This is a genomic window from Patulibacter ginsengiterrae (assembly GCF_056269115.1).
Genome location: NZ_JBWDOG010000007.1, coordinates 191,273 through 207,822, shown reverse-complemented (window position 1 = coordinate 207,822; position 16,550 = coordinate 191,273). Strand labels below are relative to the sequence as shown.

10 protein-coding genes are annotated in these 16,550 nt (G+C 73.6%); 5 read left to right on the top strand and 5 right to left on the bottom strand.

Annotation, left to right across the window (positions count from 1 at the left end; genetic code table 11):
* Positions 1-155 precede the first annotated feature (155 nt).
* The 3 genes from ligD to ku (ACVUH9_RS12420) are packed head-to-tail and all read left to right on the top strand — an operon-like array spanning position 156 to position 4,272.
* Positions 156-2,555, top strand: coding sequence for a DNA ligase D (ligD, locus tag ACVUH9_RS12430; RefSeq protein WP_475757328.1), 2,400 nt, complete (start codon positions 156-158; stop codon positions 2,553-2,555).
* The gene (ku, locus tag ACVUH9_RS12425; RefSeq protein ID WP_475757326.1) at positions 2,552-3,394 is read left to right on the top strand and encodes a non-homologous end joining protein Ku; all 843 of its coding nucleotides are present in this window, start codon (positions 2,552-2,554) and stop codon (positions 3,392-3,394) included. The genes ligD and ku (ACVUH9_RS12425) overlap by 4 nt, the downstream gene beginning before the upstream one ends.
* On the top strand, positions 3,394-4,272 hold the full coding sequence (gene ku / locus ACVUH9_RS12420) for a non-homologous end joining protein Ku (RefSeq protein ID WP_475757324.1): 879 nt from the start codon (positions 3,394-3,396) through the stop codon (positions 4,270-4,272). Before ku (ACVUH9_RS12425) ends, ku (ACVUH9_RS12420) begins: the two co-directional genes overlap by 1 nt.
* Positions 4,273-4,314: 42 nt before the next feature.
* On the opposite strand, the gene lpdA is transcribed toward ku (ACVUH9_RS12420), so the two are convergent.
* The 4 genes from lpdA to ACVUH9_RS12400 all read right to left on the bottom strand — a co-directional run bounded on the left by lpdA (position 4,315) and on the right by ACVUH9_RS12400 (position 10,782).
* Positions 4,315-6,165, bottom strand: a complete 1,851-nt coding sequence (lpdA, locus tag ACVUH9_RS12415; protein ID WP_475757322.1) for a dihydrolipoyl dehydrogenase — start codon at positions 6,163-6,165, stop codon at positions 4,315-4,317.
* A complete protein-coding gene (gene aceF / locus ACVUH9_RS12410) occupies positions 6,162-7,481 on the bottom strand; it encodes a dihydrolipoyllysine-residue acetyltransferase (protein WP_475757321.1) in 1,320 nt (439 codons plus the stop codon). Before aceF ends, lpdA begins: the two co-directional genes overlap by 4 nt.
* The gene (gene aceE / locus ACVUH9_RS12405; RefSeq protein ID WP_475757319.1) at positions 7,469-10,132 is read right to left on the bottom strand and encodes a pyruvate dehydrogenase (acetyl-transferring), homodimeric type; all 2,664 of its coding nucleotides are present in this window, start codon (positions 10,130-10,132) and stop codon (positions 7,469-7,471) included. Before aceE ends, aceF begins: the two co-directional genes overlap by 13 nt.
* Positions 10,133-10,290: 158 nt before the next feature.
* Complete coding sequence (locus ACVUH9_RS12400) at positions 10,291-10,782, bottom strand: universal stress protein (protein WP_475757318.1); 492 nt, start codon at positions 10,780-10,782, stop codon at positions 10,291-10,293.
* A gap of 214 nt (positions 10,783-10,996) precedes the next feature.
* Here ACVUH9_RS12400 and ACVUH9_RS12395 point away from each other — a divergent pair, with 214 nt between their 5' ends.
* On the top strand, positions 10,997-12,709 hold the full coding sequence (locus tag ACVUH9_RS12395) for a hypothetical protein (RefSeq protein WP_475757317.1): 1,713 nt from the start codon (positions 10,997-10,999) through the stop codon (positions 12,707-12,709).
* Here the strand turns inward: ACVUH9_RS12395 and ACVUH9_RS12390 are convergent.
* Positions 12,618-15,521 carry an ATP-binding protein gene (locus ACVUH9_RS12390; protein ID WP_475757316.1) on the bottom strand — a complete coding sequence of 968 codons (2,904 nt, stop codon included), beginning with the start codon at positions 15,519-15,521 and terminating at the stop codon, positions 12,618-12,620. The genes ACVUH9_RS12395 and ACVUH9_RS12390 overlap by 92 nt on opposite strands.
* 159 nt (positions 15,522-15,680) lie before the next feature.
* On the opposite strand from ACVUH9_RS12390, the gene ACVUH9_RS12385 reads away from it, so the two are divergent.
* Positions 15,681-16,496 carry an enoyl-CoA hydratase/isomerase family protein gene (locus tag ACVUH9_RS12385; RefSeq protein ID WP_475757314.1) on the top strand — a complete coding sequence of 272 codons (816 nt, stop codon included), beginning with the start codon at positions 15,681-15,683 and terminating at the stop codon, positions 16,494-16,496.
* Positions 16,497-16,550: the final 54 nt, after the last annotated feature.

Genomic DNA, 16,550 nt, shown 5'->3' with positions numbered 1-16,550 from the left:
CAGCCCGGTCGGCAGGACCAGCCCGGTCGGCAGGACCAGCCCGGTCGGCAGGACCAGCCCGGTCGGCAGGACCAGCCCGGTCGGCAGGACCGACCCGGTCGGCAGGACCGGCCCGGTGGGTAGGACCGGTGCGAAGCGGGTAGTGGCCGGGAGCGATGCCCGCGCGGCTGGACGCCTACCGTCGCAAGCGCGACCTCGACGCGACGCCCGAGCCGGACGCCGCGCAGACCCCCGCGGACGGGTCCGGGAACGCGACCGGCGGCCGCTTCGTCGTGCACGAGCACCACGCCCGCCGCCTCCACTGGGACCTGCGGCTGGAGCACGACGGGGTGCTCGCGTCGTGGGCGATCCCCAACGGGATCCCCGAGGACCCGTCCCACAACCGCAAGGCGATCCACGTCGAGGACCACCCGCTCGCCTACCTCGACTTCACCGGGACGATCCCCGCGGGCAGCTACGGCGCGGGCGAGATCCTGGTCTGGGACCACGGCACCTACACCCACGAGAAGTGGCGCGACGACGAGCTGATCGTCGTCTTCGCCGGCGAGCGGCTGAACGGCCGCTACGCGTTGTTCCAGACCGGCGACGACGACCGCGACTGGATGATCCACCGGATGGATCCGCCGCTCGACCCGGACGCCGAGGACCCGCCGGAACGGATCCCGCCGATGCTGGCGACGCCGGGACGACTGCCCCGCAACGAGGACCGCTGGGGCTTCGAGGTCAAGTGGGACGGGGTCCGGGCGATCGCCCGCTCGCAGCCCGGGCGCCTGCAGCTCCGCTCCCGCAGCGACCGCGACATCACCCACGACTACCCCGAGCTGCGGGGGCTGAACACCGCGCTCGGCTCGCACTCGGCGATCCTCGACGGCGAGATCATCGCCTTCGACGGGGCGGGACGGCCGAGCTTCCAGGCGCTCCAGCCACGGATCCACGCCCGCCGCTCGAGCGCCCGCCGGCTCGCCGCGGAGACCCCGGTCACCTACATGCTCTTCGACCTGCTCTGGCTCGACGGGCACGCCCTGGTCGAGCTCCCGTACGAGCAGCGGCGCGAGCGGCTCGAGGCGCTGGAACTCGACGGCGACCACTGGCAGACGCCACCGTTCCACCGCGGCGAGGGCCGGGCGATGCTCCACGCGACGGCCGACCAGCAGCTGGAGGGCGTCGTCGCCAAGCGGCTCGACGCGCCCTACCGGCCGGGGCAGCGGTCGAGCGACTGGGTCAAGGTCAAGCACGAGCAGCGGCAGGAGTTCGTCGTCGGCGGCTACACCCCGGGCAACGGCGCGCGGGCGAGCAGCTTCGGGGCGCTCCAGCTCGGGGTCCACGACGACCAGGGCCGGCTCATCCACGTCGGCGGGGTCGGCAGCGGGTTCCGCGACGACGACCTCGAGCGGCTGAGCAGGGCGCTCGGCGGACGGGAGCGCCAGACGTCGCCGTTCGCGCTCGGCGACCCCCCGCGCAGCACCGTCTTCGTGAGCCCGGAGCTGGTGGTCGAGGTCAGCTTCGGCCAGTGGACGAGCGACGACCAGCTCCGCCACGCCGTCTTCCGCGGCCTCCGCGACGACCGCGAACCGACGACCATCGTGCGTGAGGTCCCGCGCGGCGCGGACGCTGACGAGCTGGTGATCCCCACGCGAGGCGACCACCAGCTCGACGTCGACGGCCGGACGCTCCGCCTGACCAACCTCGACAAGCTCCTCTACCCCGCCGCCGGCACGACCAAGGCGGCGGTGATCGACTACTACGCCCGGATCGCCCCGCTGCTCCTGCCCCACCTCCGCGATCGGCCGGTCACGTTGAAGCGCTACCCGGACGGCGTCGACGGCAAGGCGTTCTACGAGAAGCACGCCAACCGCCACCGGCCCGCGTGGGTGGCGACCGTGGAGATCCCCAGCCGCACCGACGACGGCGAGCCGATCGACTACGTCCTGATCCAGGACCTGCCGACCCTGCTGTGGGCGGCCAACCTCGCGGCGCTGGAGCTGCACCCGTCGCTGTCGCGGGCCGACCCGCCCCCGCTCGGTCCCCCGACCGCGCTGGTCTTCGACCTCGACCCCGGCGCCCCCGCGACGATCGTGGAGTGCTGCCGGGTCGCGCTCGAGATCCGCGCGCTGCTCGGAGACCTCGACCTCCGCGCCTTCCCCAAGACCTCGGGCTCGAAGGGGCTCCAGCTCTACGTCCCACTCGCCACCGAGGTCGGCTACGAGCGCAGCGGCGCGTTCGCGCACGCGGTCGCCTCGCTGCTGGAGCAGCGCTTCCCGGAGCGGGTCGTCTCGCGGATGGCCAAGCGGCTGCGGCCCGGCAAGGTCCTGATCGACTGGAGCCAGAACGATCCGCACAAGACCACGGTCAGCGTCTACTCGCTGCGGGCCCGCGAACGGCCGACCGTCTCGACCCCGGTCGACTGGGACGAGGTCGCCGCCTGCGCCGAGGCCGACGATCCCGCGCGGCTCGTCTTCACCGCCGACGACGTGCTCGGTCGCGTCGCCGCCGACGGCGACCGCTTCGCGGGCGTGCTGCAACTCGACCAGCGACTGCCGGAGCTGACGGCATGAGCGCGCGCTCGATCTGGAACGGCACGCTCACCTTCGGCAGCGTCGTCGTCCCGGTCAAGCTGTTCTCGGCGACCGAGGACCGGGCGCTGCGGTTCCGCGAGGTCCGCGCCAGCGACGGGGTGCGGATCGCCCACCGCCGGGTCGGCGCGGAGTCGGGCGAGGAGATCGCCTACGACCGGATCGAGAAGGCCTACGACAGCGGCGGCAAGCGGGTCGTCCTGACCAAGCAGGAGATCTCCGCCGCCGACGGCCCGCGGCCGAAGGTGATCGAGATCGAGCAGTTCGCCCGCGCCGCCGAGATCGACCCCGTCTTCTACGACAAGCCGTACCACCTCGGTGCACAGGAGGGTGGCGAGCACGCCTACCGGGTGCTGCTCGCCGCGCTCGAACGGAGCGAGCGGGTCGGGATCGGCCGCTTCGTGCTCCGGACCCGCGAGCAGCTGGTGGCGGTGCGGCCGTTGCAGGGGGCGCTCGGTCTCCAGACGATGCGGTTCGACGACGAGCTGGTCGACCCGAAGGACCTCGAGCTGCCCGCGCTCCGCAAGAAGCCCAGCGAGCGCGAGGTCGGCATGGCCGGCAAGCTGGTCGAGATGCTCGCCGGCGAGTGGGAGCCGGACGACTACGAGGACGGCTACCGCGAGGCGGTCCTGCGGCTGATCGAGGACAAGCGCGAGGGCCGCAAGATCAAGCAGGCGCGGCGCCCGAAGGCGACCGGCGACGACCTCGTCGCCGCGCTGGAGGCGAGCCTCGAGGGCAAGCCGAGGAAGGCCCGGAAGGCGAGGAAGCAGGCCGGGACCACGGAGCGGTCCGAGGCCAAGGCCGGGAAGGGCGGCGACTGATGGCTCGGCGCTCGATGTGGACCGGGTCGCTGAGCTTCGGGCTGGTCAACGTGCCGGTCGAGCTGGTCAGCGCGGTCCGCAACCGCGACGTCCGCTTCCACCAGGTCGAGCGCGAGAGCGGCGAGCGGATCGAGCTGCGGCGGGTCGCCTCGACCGACGGCAAGCCGGTTCCGTGGGACCAGATCGCCCACGGCTGGGAGGAGGACGACGGCGAGATGGTCGTCCTGACCGACGCCGAGCTGGCCTCGGCCGCGCCCGAGAAGACGCGAACGGTCGACATCGACCTGTTCGTCGAGCTCGAGGCGATCGACCCGATCTACTTCGCCCATCCCTACTGGCTGCTGCCGGTCGGCAAGGGCGAGGGCCCGGCCCGCGCCTACCGGCTGCTGCGCGACGTGATGCAGGACAGCGGCCGGGTCGCGATCGGCCGGATCGTGCTGCGGGCCCGCGAGTACCTGGTCGCGGTCCGCGAGCAGGACGGGCTGCTGTCGCTGACGACGATGCGGTTCGCCGCCGAGATCCGCGACCCCCACGACACCGGCGCGGTCCCGACCGGCGAGACCGGCGAGCCGACCAAGCGCGAGGTCGAGGACGCGGTCGCCCTGATCGAGGAGATGACCGACGAGTTCCGGCCGGCCCGCTACGAGGACTGTCACCGGGCGCGGCTGCTGGCGCTGATCGCGGAGAAGCGCAAGGGCCACGAGATCGAGCTGCCCGAGCCCGAGCCCGAGCCGGCACCGCAGAAGGCCCCGGCCGACCTGATCGCCGCGCTCGAGGACAGCCTCCGCAAGGCGCGCGGCGGCGGTGCCTCCCGGAAGCCCGCGAAGCAGCCCGCCAAGACGGGCGCGCGGAGCGAGAAGAGGACCGCCGCCCGCTGAGCGGCGGCGCCGCGAACCCGGGCGGGTCCGCGGCGGCGGCGATCAGCGCGGCTTGCGCTTGCGCTTCTGCGGCAGGTCGGTGATCGTGCCCTCGGCGATCTCCGCCGCCAGCCCGATCGACTCCGACAGCGTCGGGTGCGCGTGGACGGTCAGGGCGACGTCCTCCGCGTTCGCGCCCAGCTCCAGCGCGAGCCCGGGCTCGGCGATCAGCTCGCCGGCGTTGAGGCCGACGATCCCCGCCCCCAGCACCCGCCGGGACTCGGGATCGAGCAGCAGCTTCGTCTGCCCGTTCGCCGCGTCGCTGGCCAGCGCCCGGCCGGAGGCGACCCAGGGGAAGACCGCGACCTCGTAGGCCGTGTCGTCCTGCTTGGCCTGCGTCTCGGTCAGCCCGACCCAGGCGATCTCCGGGTCGGTGTAGGCGACCGACGGGATCCCGCGGACGTCGAACGTGACGTCGTGCCCGGCGATCACCTCGGCCGCGACGTGGGCCTCGTGGGTCGCCTTGTGGGCGAGCATCGGCTGGCCGACGACGTCACCGATCGCGTAGACGTGGGCGAGCCCCGTCCGCTGCTGCTCGTCGACCGGCACGAAGCCGCGCTCGTCGACGGTCACGCCGATCGCCTCGAGGCCGAGGTCCTTGCCGTTCGGCACCCGGCCGACGGCGACCAGGACCCGGTCGAAGACCTGCGGATCCGGTGCCTTGCCGCCCTCCGCGCTCGCGCCGAAGGTCGCCTTCAGCCCCTCGTCGGTCGCCTCGACCGACTCGACCTTCGTCTGCAGGTGGACCGCCGCGTAGCGCCCGCCGATCCGCTTGGCCAGCGGCTTGACGAGGTCCTTGTCGGCCCCCGGGATCAGCTGGTCGGCCAGCTCGACGACGGTCACCGCGCTCCCAAGCGCGTCGTAGACGGTCGCCATCTCGAGCCCGATGATCCCGCCGCCGACCACGAGCAGCCGCTCGGGGACGTCGACCAGCTCGAGCGCGCCGGTCGAGTCGATCACGCGCTCGTCGTCGTGCGGGAAGCCCGGCAGCTCGACCGAGCGCGAGCCGGTCGCGACGATCGCCGAGTCGAAGGTCACGAGCTTCCTGGCGTCGCCGTCGGTGACCTCGAGCTCGTGCTCGCCGACGAACCGGCCCTCGCCCTTGACGACCTCGACCTTGCGCTGCTTGGCCATCGAACCGACGCCGCCGCTGAGCTTGCCGACGACCTCGTCCTTCCAGCCGCGGAGCTGGTCGAGGTCGATCTCCGGCTTGGCGAACGCGATCCCGTGGGCGCTGGCGCCCTCGGCGTCGACGATCACCTTGGCCGCGTGCAGCAGCGCCTTGGAGGGGATGCAGCCGACGTTCAGGCAGACCCCGCCGAGGACCGGATCGCGCTCGACGAGCACGACGCTCAGGCCGAGGTCGGCGGCCCGGAAGGCGGCCGAGTAGCCGCCGGGCCCCGAACCGAGCACGACGACCTGGGCGTGGACGTCGCCCTTCGCCTTGACCTCGTCGCTGGCCGTCGACGGCGCAGCCGCCGCGGCGGCTGCGGGCGTTCCGGCGGTCGTGGACGATCCGTCGGCCGCATCGGTGACCGGCTCGGCCCCTTCAGCACCAGCAGATGCCTGTGCCTCGGCATCGCCGCTCGGCGCGGCGTCGTCGGCCGAGGCCGATTCCGCCAGCTCGAGCGTCAGCAGGACGGCGCCTTCCGAGACCATGTCGCCGACGGCGACCTTGATCGCGCCGACGGTCCCCGCCTGTGGGCTGGGGACCTCCATCGTCGCCTTCTCCGACTCGAGCGCGACGAGCGGATCCTCGACCGCGACCTCGTCGCCGACGGCGACCAGGATCTCGACCACCGGCACGCCCTCGAAGTCGCCGATGTCCGGGACCTTGACCTCGACCGTGCTCACAGCAGGATCCTCCGGAAGTCGGCCAGCACGCCGGCCAGGTGGGCGGTGAATCGCGCCGCCATCGCGCCGTCGACGACGCGGTGGTCGTAGGACAGCGACAGCGGCAGGATCAGGCGCGGGACGAACTCCGACCCGTTCCAGACCGGCCGCATCGCCGAGCGGGTGACGCCGAGGATCGCGACCTCGGGGGCGTTGATGATCGGCGTGAACGAGGTCCCGCCGATCCCGCCGAGGCTGGAGAGCGAGAACGTCCCGCCGCTCATCTCGGCCGGGCCGAGCTTGCCGGCGCGGGCCTTGCCCGAGAGCGCGGTCAGCTCCGCCGCCACCGCGTAGATCCCCTTCTGGTCGACGTCGCGGATGACCGGGACGAGCAGGCCGTTGGGGGTGTCGGTCGCGAAGCCGAGGTGGTGGTACTTGCGCAGCACCAGCTCGTCCCCGTCGAGCGACGAGTTCAGGGTCGGGAACTGCTTGAGCGTCGCCGAGATCGCCTTCAGGAGCAGGGCGACCATCGTCACCTTGACGTCCTTCTGCTCCGCGTTGAGCTGCTTGCGGAACGCCTCCAGCTCGGTGATGTCGGCGTCGTCGTTGTGGGTGACGTGCGGGATCCGGACCCAGTTGCGGGCCAGGTTCGCCCCGGACAGCTTCTGGATCCGCGAGAGCGGGACGCGCTCGATCCCGCCGAACTTCTCGAAGTTGACCTTCGGCCAGGGGGCCAGGCCGAGGCCGCCGTCGCCGGTCGCCTCGCCCGCGGAGACAGGCGCCTTGGCCGGGGCCTCCTTGGCCCGCTGGACGTCCTCCGGCACGATCCGGCCCTTGCGGCCGGTGCCGGTGACGGTGGTCAGGTCGACGCCCAGCTCGCGGGCCAGACGGCGCACGCTCGGGCTGGCGTAGACCGGGCCGTCGTTCGCCGCCGCCGGAGCAGCTCCGCCGGCCTGCGCAGCCGGGGCCGCGCTGGCCGCCGGAGCCGGAACCGCAACGCCGGCCGAAGCCGTCGCCGGGGTGCTCGCCGCGGCCGCCGGAGCCGCCGCCTCGGTCTTCGGGGCCTCCGCCTTCGGGGCCTCGGCCGGAGCCTCGCCCGCCGCGGCGATCTTCAGCAGGACCTTGCCCTCGGAGACGGTGTCCCCGACGGCGACCAGGATCTCCTTGATCTCACCGGCGACCGGCGACGGGACCTCCATCGTCGCCTTCTCGGACTCCAGGGCCACGAGCGGATCCTCGACCGCGACGGTGTCCCCGACCGCGACGAGGATCTCGACTACCGGTACGTCGTCGAAGTCCCCGATGTCGGGAACCTGCACCTCGGTCAGCGCGCCCACGGGGCCCCCTCATCGGTCGTGATCTCGTACTGCTCGATCGTCTCGCCGAGCAGCTTGCGCTCGACGGTCCCCTCGTCGGCCAGGGCGCCGAGCGCCGCCAGCAGCACGTGGTGGCGGTCGACCTCGAAGAACGCGCGCAGCGCCTTGCGGTAGTCGCTGCGGCCGAAGCCGTCGGTGCCGAGCACGGTGTAGGGCGCCGTGATCCAGGGCCGGACGCCGTCCGGCAGCTGGCGGATGTAGTCGGTCGCCGCGATCACGGGCACCTCGCCCGGGAGCTGCTCGGACACGTACGGGACCTGCTGCTCCGCGTCGGGGTGGAGCCGGTTGTGGCGCTCGACGTCCATCCCGTTGCGGCGCAGCTCGGTGAAGCTGGTGACGCTCCAGACCTCGGCCCGGATCCCCTGCTCGGCGAGCAGGTCGGCCGCGGCCAGGACCTCGCGCAGGATCGTGCCGGAGCCGAGCAGGCGGACCTGGACCTCGCCCGCGTCGGCATCGACCGTGCGGACGCGGTGCATCCCGCGCAGGATCCCCTCCTCCGAGCCCTCGGGCAGCGCCGGCTGCTCGTAGTTCTCGTTCATCACCGTCAGGTAGTAGAAGACGTCCTCCTGCTCGGCGAACATCCGCCGCAGGCCGTCGTGGACGATGACCGCCAGCTCGTAGCCGTAGGCCGGGTCGTAGCTGACGCAGTTGGGGATCAGCGAGGCCTGGATCAGGCTGTGGCCGTCCTCGTGCTGGAGGCCCTCGCCGTTGAGCGTGGTCCGCCCGGCGGTGCCGCCGACCAGGAAGCCGCGGGCACGGCTGTCGCCGGCCGCCCAGGCGAGGTCGCCGACCCGCTGGAACCCGAACATCGAGTAGTAGATGTAGAACGGGATCATCGGCGTGTCGTGGTTGCTGTACGACGTCGCCGCGGCGATCCACGAGGAGAAGGCGCCGGGCTCGTTGATCCCCTCCTGGAGGATCTGGCCCTGCCGGTCCTCGCGGTAGAACATCAGCTGCTCGGAGTCCTCCGGCTGGTACAGCTGCCCGACCTGGGAGTAGATCCCGAGCTGGCGGAACATCCCCTCCATGCCGAACGTGCGCGACTCGTCGGGGACGATCGGCACGATGTGCTTCTTGATGTTGCGGTCGCGCAGCAGCGCGGCCAGCAGCCGGACGAAGACCATCGTGGTCGAGATCTCGCGGTCGCCGCTGCCGTCGAGCACGGCCTGGAAGGCGGACAGCTCGGGGATCTCGAGCGAGGCCGACTTCTCGCGGCGGGCCGGCAGGCTGCCGCCGAGCGCCTCGCGCCGCTCCCGCAGGAACGTGATCTCGGGGCTGTCGTCGGCCGGCTTGTGGAACGCCGCCCCGTGGACCTCCTCGTCGGTCAGCTCGAGGCCGAACCGCTCGCGGAAGGTCAGCAGGACCTTGTCCGTCATCTTCTTCTGCTGGTGCGTGATGTTCTGCCCCTCGCCGGAGGCACCCATCCCGTAGCCCTTGATCGTCTTGGCGAGGATCACCGTCGGCTGGCCCTTGTGGGCACGGGCGGCGGCGTAGGCCGCGTAGACCTTGGCCGGATCGTGGCCGCCGCGGTTGAGCGCCCAGATCTCCTCGTCGGTCCAGTCCGCGACCATCTTCGCGGTCTCGGGGTGCTTGCCGAAGAAGTGCTCGCGGACGTAGGCCCCGTCGCGGGACTTGAGCGCCTGGTACTCGCCGTCGACGGTCTCCTCCATCACCCGCAGCAGGTGCCCGTCGCGGTCGGCGGCCAGCAGCTCGTCCCAGCGGGAGCCCCAGACGACCTTGATCACGTTCCAGCCGGCGCCGCGGAACTCGGCCTCCAGCTCCTGGATGATCTTGCCGTTGCCGCGGACCGGGCCGTCGAGCCGCTGGAGGTTGCAGTTGACGACGAAGGTCAGGTTGTCGAGCTTCTCGCGCCCGGCCATCCCGATCGCGCCCATCGACTCGGGCTCGTCCATCTCGCCGTCGCCGCAGAAGACCCAGACGTCGCGCTCCTTGGTGTCGCTCATGCCGCGGCCGTCGAGGTACTTCATGAAGCGGGCCTGGTAGATCGCCATCAGCGGGCCGAGGCCCATCGAGACGGTCGGGAACTGCCAGAAGTCCGGCATCAGCCAGGGGTGCGGGTACGACGAGAGCCCGTCGCGCTTCGCGCTCGACTCCTGCCGGAAGTTCCGCATCTGCTCTTCGCTCAGGCGGCCTTCGAGGAAGGCGCGGGAGTAGATCCCCGGCGAGGAGTGCCCCTGGATGTAGACCAGGTCGCCGCCGTGCTGCTCGCTGGCGGCGCGCCAGAAGTGGTTGAAGCCGACCTCGTAGAGGGTCGCGGCCGACTGGAACGAGGCGATGTGGCCGCCCAGCTCGGACGACTCCTTGTTCGCCTGGAGCACGGTCGCCAGCGCGTTCCAGCGGACCAGCGAGCGGACCCGGCGCTCGATCGCCTGATCGGTGTCGGGCGCCGTCTGGTTCTCCGGCGCGATCGTGTTGACGTATGGCGTGTTGGGGTGCAGCGACGCCGTCACTCCACGCGAGCGGGCGCGAGTGACGAGCTGCTCCAGCAGCTCCTCAGCCCGCCCGCGGCCGTCGTGATCGAGGACGGCATCGAGCGCTTCCAGCCACTCCTGGGTCTCGGCGGGATCGGGATCAGCGTCTACGGCAGGCATAGGCTCGACGGTTTCGGGGGTCTACGAACGCTTCGGGCCGAGGATACCCTCCGCCCGGGACCGCCACACTAGTATACAAGCGGCCTCCGGGGCAATCCCTGCTTCCAACCACCCGGTTGGTCGGCCCCGGAAGGCGCTCGTCGAGGACCCCGGGAGCCCTAGTCCTTGGCCCCGTGACCATCCCGGCGGCCGTCGGCGATCGGCGCCGACGGCACCACCATCACCGCGCGGTCGGCGTTCTGGAGGACCGCGTGCGAGACGCTGCCCAGCAACAGCGAACGGACGCCGGTCAGACCACGGGTGCCGAGCACGATCGCGTCGGCGTCGAGCTCACGGGCGATGGCGATGATCGCCGGAGCGATCCCGTCGCGGTTGGAGGCGATCCGCGCGCTCGCGTCGAGCCCCTGCTCGCGGGCGTAGGCGGCGCCCTCGTCGGCCCGTTCCTCGGCGGCCTTGCGACTCGCCTCGTCGATGTCGTCGTTGCCCGAGTAGACGCCGCCGCTCAGCCCGAGCACGCCGTTGCGCGCCATCACGTTGAGCAGCGACTCCCAGACCGTCACGACCGTCGCCCTCCCTCCGGGCATCAGCGTGGCCGCGCGCTCGATGGCGACGCGGGCGTCGTCGGAACCGTCGTAGGACAGCAGGATCATGCTCGTCTCCTTGGTTGCTGGTCCCCCGACGCTATCCCGTGGACACGCGTACCCCGTCGGGCCGGGCGGTTCCGGCCGGCCGCCGGTCGCCGGCCCGGCCGAAAAGACCAGGGAGGCTCCCCGTCGCGCCGCGCCCGCCCACGGCGGACCCTGTGCCGTGGCTCGCGGTGCCGGAGGGCGCCGCGGTCCCACCGCCCCGACCCCAGGAGTCCGCATGCGCCCCCGTCTTCCCGACCCACCGCGTCGCCGGCGCCGGTCCGCCACGCTGGCCGCCGCCACGCTCGGCCTACTCGCCGCCCCCGCCGCCGCGACCGCGGCGACCCCGTTCCAGATCGCCCCCGCCGGCAGCGGCCAGTCGGTGCTCCGGGATGCCGCCGGCACCACCTACGTCGCCTACATCCGTCCCGCATCGTCCGGGGGCGGCAAGTCGGTCGGCTACTGCCGGATCCCGGCCGGCGGCAGCGGCTGCGCGACCAGCCTCGAGCTGGCCTTCCCGGGGCCCGGGGCCGGGGGTCCGCAAGCGGCCGGCCGCACCGCCCTGACCTTCTTCCCCGGAGGCCCGATCCGGGTCTGGGCCACCTGCTACAACTGCGCCAACGACTTCAGCGGCGCGCCCGACTACTCGTTCCGCTGGACGGCCAGCACGAACGCGAACAGCTCCTTCCCCAGCGGCGTGCCCGTCGGCAAGGACAGCGGGACCGGCGACGGCACCGCCGCCCCGTTCGAGACGATCGCCGACTACGGCCTTGTCGCGGCCAGCGCCTCTGGCCAGATCCAGCTGCGCGAGTACGCCGGGACCTACCCGACCGGCTTCGCGACGCTCTCGCCGATCTCCCCCAACTACCACCCGAGCGTGGTCGCCGCTCCCGACGGACGGCTCGTCTACGCCACCGACAACGGCGATCGGATCGTCTCCTCGACCTACAAGAAGCTGACGCCCGGGTTCCCGACCCCGGCGCTGGTCAACGACGGCAGCAACTGGTCGCCGGCCGCCGCGCCCGAGGCCGACGACGGCAACACGAGCAGCATCGACGGGATGGCGCTGGCCAGCGGTCCGAGCGGCACCTACCTCGGCTACTCGTACTTCGTGCCGCTCGACGAGCGCCTGCGCCTGCGCCGGTTCGACACCACCAGCAAGCGCTTCGGGCCGGCCGTCGAGATCCAGGGCGACTCCCCGCTCGACGACTCCGTCTCCGACAGCACGATCGCCGAGGACGCCACCGGGCGGGTGCACGCCGTCTGGGAGTCGCTCGGGAGCGACCTCGAACGGCTCCGCTACGCCCGCACCGACGCCAACGGCAACGGCTCCTCGGTGCTCGGCACGCTCGCGCGCGGCGAGCGCTTCATCGATCCACGGATGGCCGTCGGCCCTGGCGACCAGGGTCTCGTCGTCTGGCACGGCAACGGCAGCATCGACGCGCCGCTGCGCGCGGTCGCGCTCGACCCGGTCGACGAGCAGCCGCCGGGCCCGGGCGGCGACGGTGGCTCCGGGGGCGGCGGGGCGGTCACGCCACCGGTCGCCGTGCCACCGACCAGCCCGCCCGCCGTCGCGCCGGTCGCGACGTCGCCGACCAAGAGCACCAAGGTCAGCGTCCCCGGCGGCACGCTCAGCTTCACCACGCCGCGGACCTGCGTGCCCCGTGGCGGCAGGATCAGCGTCCGGATGGCCTTCCAGGCCAAGCGTCGCAAGCGGGCCGCCAGCGGTCTCGGCAACGTCGTCGTGAAGGTCCGCCGGGCCGACTTCTACGTCGGCAGCAAGCGGGTCAAGCGCGACACCAAGGCGCCGTTCGTGCAGCGGATCACCGTCAGCGCCAAGAGCCGGCCCGGCAGCACCGTCACGCTGCGGGCCGTGGCGAGCCTGAAGGTGAAGCAGACGAGCCGGCCGCGCTCGAGGTCGCTGCGGGCGACGATCCAGATCTGCCGATGATCGTCGCCAGCTCGCCGCGACCGGCGACGTCGAGCTTGCGGTAGACGTGCGACAGGTGCATCTCGATCGTCTTGCGCGAGAGCACCAGCGTCCGCGCGATCGCCGGGTTGTCGAGGCCGTCGGCGGCGAGCTCGGCGACCCGGCGCTCCGACGGCGTCAGCGCGTCGGGCCCGCTGGCCGCCGCCCGCCGGGGTCGGGCCCCGGACGCGAGCAGCTCCTCGTGCGCCCGGCGGTCGAGCGCCAGCGCACCGCAACGGGCCGCGATGTCCCGTGCCTCCAACAGCGGCTCGCGGGCGGCGCGGCGCTGGCCGGCACGGCGCAGCAGCGCGCCGAGCTCGACCCGGACCCGGATCTGCTCGAGCCGGGCCGGGCTGCCGATCAGCAGCCAGACCGCCTCACGTAGGCGCTCGATCCCGAGCGCGCCGCCGGTGACGGTCCCCGACACCCGCAGCGCCGCCGCCGTCGCCTCCCGCAGACCAAGCGCACGGGCCGCGACGAGCGCCGCGTCGGCGGCCGCTCGCGCCTCGTCGAGGCGCCCGGCATCGCGCAGCGCGAGCGGCAGCAGCTCGGCGTGCCCCGGCCAGCTCGGCGTCCGCACCCCCCAGTTCCGCGCCCACACGGCGAGCTCCTCCAGCAGCGCCAGCGCGCGAGCGTGCTGGCCGTCCGCCATCAGCACCCGGGCGTGGACGGCGACCAGGCCCTTGGCCAGCGACGACGAGCCGATCGGCAGCTGCGCCAGGCGATCGACCACGCCACTCGCCTCGAGTGCCTCGTCGATCCGGTCGGTCTCCAGCAGGACGGTGGCCAGCGACGCGTAGGTGCACCCGTCGGCGACGCTCGGGGCGTCGGCCGGCAGCGTCGCCAGTCCGGCCCGCACGTCGACCTCGGCCGCGGCCAGATCGCCGAGCACCGTTCGCACCCGTGCCCGCCCGGCCAGCGCCTCCGCGAGATCGACCCGCGAGCCGGTCCGGGCCGCCGCCTCGATCGTCCGGTCGTAGGCCACGAGCGCTTCGCGATGCCGTTCGCAGAGCGAGAGCGTGACCGCCGCCAGCGAGCGCGGACCGCCGAGCCCGAGGGCCGGTTCGGTGCCCGCCAGGGCCGCATCGGCGAACCGGAGTGCCTGCTCGACCGGACCCTGCTGCGCGAACTCGAGGGCGACCGCCGCCTGCAGGGCCGGATGCTCGACGCCTCCGGCGGCCGCCCGTCGGCAGGCGTCGTGGAGCGCCTCGCGCAGCGCGTCCCGCAGCGCGAGCGTGCTGTGCGCCAGCAGGCAGCGGAAGGCCTCCAGCTGCTCGCGGACGTCGGGATGCTCCTCCCCGAGGCCGACGATCGCGGCCGACAGCTGGTCGCCGATCGTCGTCGCGTCGCCGTGGAGCATCGTGGCGCGGCCGAACTGGAGGGCGATCCGCGCACGGGTCGCGGTGTCGTCGGTCTCGTCCTGGGCGACCAGCAGCAAGCGGGCCCCCTCCGGGTCGCCGGTGCAGGCGAGGGCCTGCCCGAGCGACAGCAGCAGCTCGACCCGCTCGGTCCCGATCGCGGGCTCCGCCAGCGCCCGCCGCCAGGACCGGATCGCCGCGTCGACCGCCCCCTCCGCAAGCGCCCGCTGGCCCGCGCGACGCAACAGCTCGATCGCCCACGGGTCGCTGCCCGGCGCCGTCTGCTGGAGGTGGCCGGCGGCCCGCGCCAGCCCGTCGTGGTCGTCGGCGACCAGCCGGGCGGCGAGCCGGTGGGCCTCGCTGCGGGCCCCGGCCGGCAGTCCCTCGTGAACCGCCGCCCGGACCAGCGGGTGCACGAACCCGGACCGGTCGGGCGCGAACAGGCCGTTGCCCCGGAGGGCGTCGCCCGCGGCGATCGCGCCGCCGCGATCGACCCTCGCGAGCCGTTCGACCCGGTCGAGCGGGGCGTCGTCCCCGAGCACCGCGACCGCGCGGGCGACCGCCACCGCGTCGCTCCCGAGCGCCTCGATCCGCTGCCCGACCCAGTCCGCCAGGTCGGGGACATGGCGGCCGTGGACCGCGTCGACGGCGGTCGCGACCGGCGCGATCCCGTCCTCGGTCAGCGACCGCAGGAGCGCGCTGGCCAGCAGCGGGTTGCCTCCGGCGACCTCGTGGCAGGCCGCGACGAACCGCTCGTCGACGGCCACGCCGAAGGCCGCCTCCGCCAGCTCGCCCGTCCCGCCGACCGTCAGCGGACCCAGCCGCAGCTCGCTGCCGCCGGCCGTCGTCCCCCGCAGGGACCGCCAACGCTGCTCGCCGGCCGCGTCGGGGTCCCGGATCCCGACCGCCAGCAGGACCGGCAGCTCCGCGATCCGGCGGGCGAGGAAGGCCAGGAACCGGACCGAGTCCTCGTCCGCCCACTGGACGTCGTCGACGAGCAGGACCAGCGGTGCGTCGACGGACGCCGCCCGCACCAGCGCGAGCAGCGCGTTGAGCACGGCCCCCGCATCCGGGGCCGGGGCGGCTGGCGAGCTGGTTCCCTCGAAGACCGGGACGACCAGACCGCGGGCCGCCGGCGGCAGCTCGTCGCCGACGGTGGCCACCAGCGGCGCCAGCAGCGCCCGCACGACCCCGAAGGTGATGTCGCGCTCGTACTCGCCGCCGGCCGCGCCGCGGACGGTCGCGCGGCGGGCGTGGCGCGGGTCGCGGGCGTCGTCGGCCGCCGCCTGCAGCAGCCGCGTCTTGCCGATCCCGGGAGCGCCGACGACCCGGACGAAGCCCCCACGGCCCTCGCCCGCGCGAGCGACCGCCGCGGCCAGCGCCGCCCGCTCTGGTTGCCGCTCGACGAACGGGATCGCGCTGCGCAGCGACGGCATCGCCAGGCAGAGTACCCCGCACGCAGGCTCCCGCCCGTGCTCGCCCGCACGAGGGCCTCCGCGCGCTCCCCGGATGGCTCCCGTCTTGGTCCTCACGACGGACGGCCGCGACCGCCGCGCGCGCTTCCTACACTCCCCGCAACCCCGAGAAGGCAGCCCATGACCGAGACCAGCACGCCCGCCCCCACCGCCACCGACGGCCGCGTCGACTACGCGTTCCGCGACGGGATCGCCCGGATCAGCTTCGTCCGCGCCGGCGCCCACAACGCGCTCGACGCGGCGTTCATCACCGCGCTCTCGGGCGTGATCGACCAGCTCGAGGCCGCCGAGGGGCTGCGCGCGGTCCTGATCAGCGCCGAGGGCCGCTCGTTCACCGTCGGCGGCGACGTCCGCGAGTTCGCCGCCTCCGACGACCTCCCCGGCCTGCTCGAGCCGATGGTCGGCCGCCACAACCAGAACATCGAGCGGCTGTCGCGGATCGACGCGCCGGTCGTCGCCGCGATGCAGGGCGGGGCCGGCGGCGGCGGGCTCGGTCTGGCGTGGGTCGCCGACGTCGTGATCGCCGCCGACGACCTGCGGATGGCGACCGGCTTCGACAAGCTCGGGCTCAGTGGCGACGGCGGCAACTCGTGGTTCCTGCCGCGGCTGATCGGCCTCCGCCGGGCCCAGGAGCTGCTGATCGAGGGGCGCGCGCTGAACGCGGCCGAGGCCTTCGAGTGGGGCCTGGTGACGCGGGTCGTGCCGCGCGACGAGCTGGCCGCCGAGGCCGACCGGACCGTCGCCCGGCTCGCCGCCGGGCCGACCCGCGCCTACGCCCGGATCCGGACGCTGCTGCGTGAGTCCTCGCGGCTCTCGCTCGCCGACCACCTGCAGGCCGAGCACGAGGGGATGGTCGCGCTCGCCGCCACCGACGACTGCCGCGAGGGCGTCGCCGCCTTCGTCGCCAAGCGGGCTCCGGAGTTCGGCGGCCGCTAGCACCAGGAGCCGCAACCCCCCGTCGCGCCGGGGTTCCGGAGACGGCCTGCCAGC

Bases quoted from the DNA above. Each gene is read 5' to 3' on its own strand.
- ligD (WP_475757328.1), top strand. From the start codon at position 156: ATGCCCGCGCGGCTGGACGCCTACCGTCGCAAGCGCGACCTCGACGCG.
- ku (WP_475757326.1), top strand. From the start codon at position 2,552: ATGAGCGCGCGCTCGATCTGGAACGGCACGCTCACCTTCGGCAGCGTC.
- ku (WP_475757324.1), top strand. From the start codon at position 3,394: ATGGCTCGGCGCTCGATGTGGACCGGGTCGCTGAGCTTCGGGCTGGTC.
- aceE (WP_475757319.1), bottom strand. From the start codon at position 10,132: ATGCCTGCCGTAGACGCTGATCCCGATCCCGCCGAGACCCAGGAGTGG.
- ACVUH9_RS12400 (WP_475757318.1), bottom strand. From the start codon at position 10,782: ATGATCCTGCTGTCCTACGACGGTTCCGACGACGCCCGCGTCGCCATC.
- ACVUH9_RS12395 (WP_475757317.1), top strand. From the start codon at position 10,997: ATGCGCCCCCGTCTTCCCGACCCACCGCGTCGCCGGCGCCGGTCCGCC.
- ACVUH9_RS12390 (WP_475757316.1), bottom strand. From the start codon at position 15,521: ATGCCGTCGCTGCGCAGCGCGATCCCGTTCGTCGAGCGGCAACCAGAG.
- ACVUH9_RS12385 (WP_475757314.1), top strand. From the start codon at position 15,681: ATGACCGAGACCAGCACGCCCGCCCCCACCGCCACCGACGGCCGCGTC.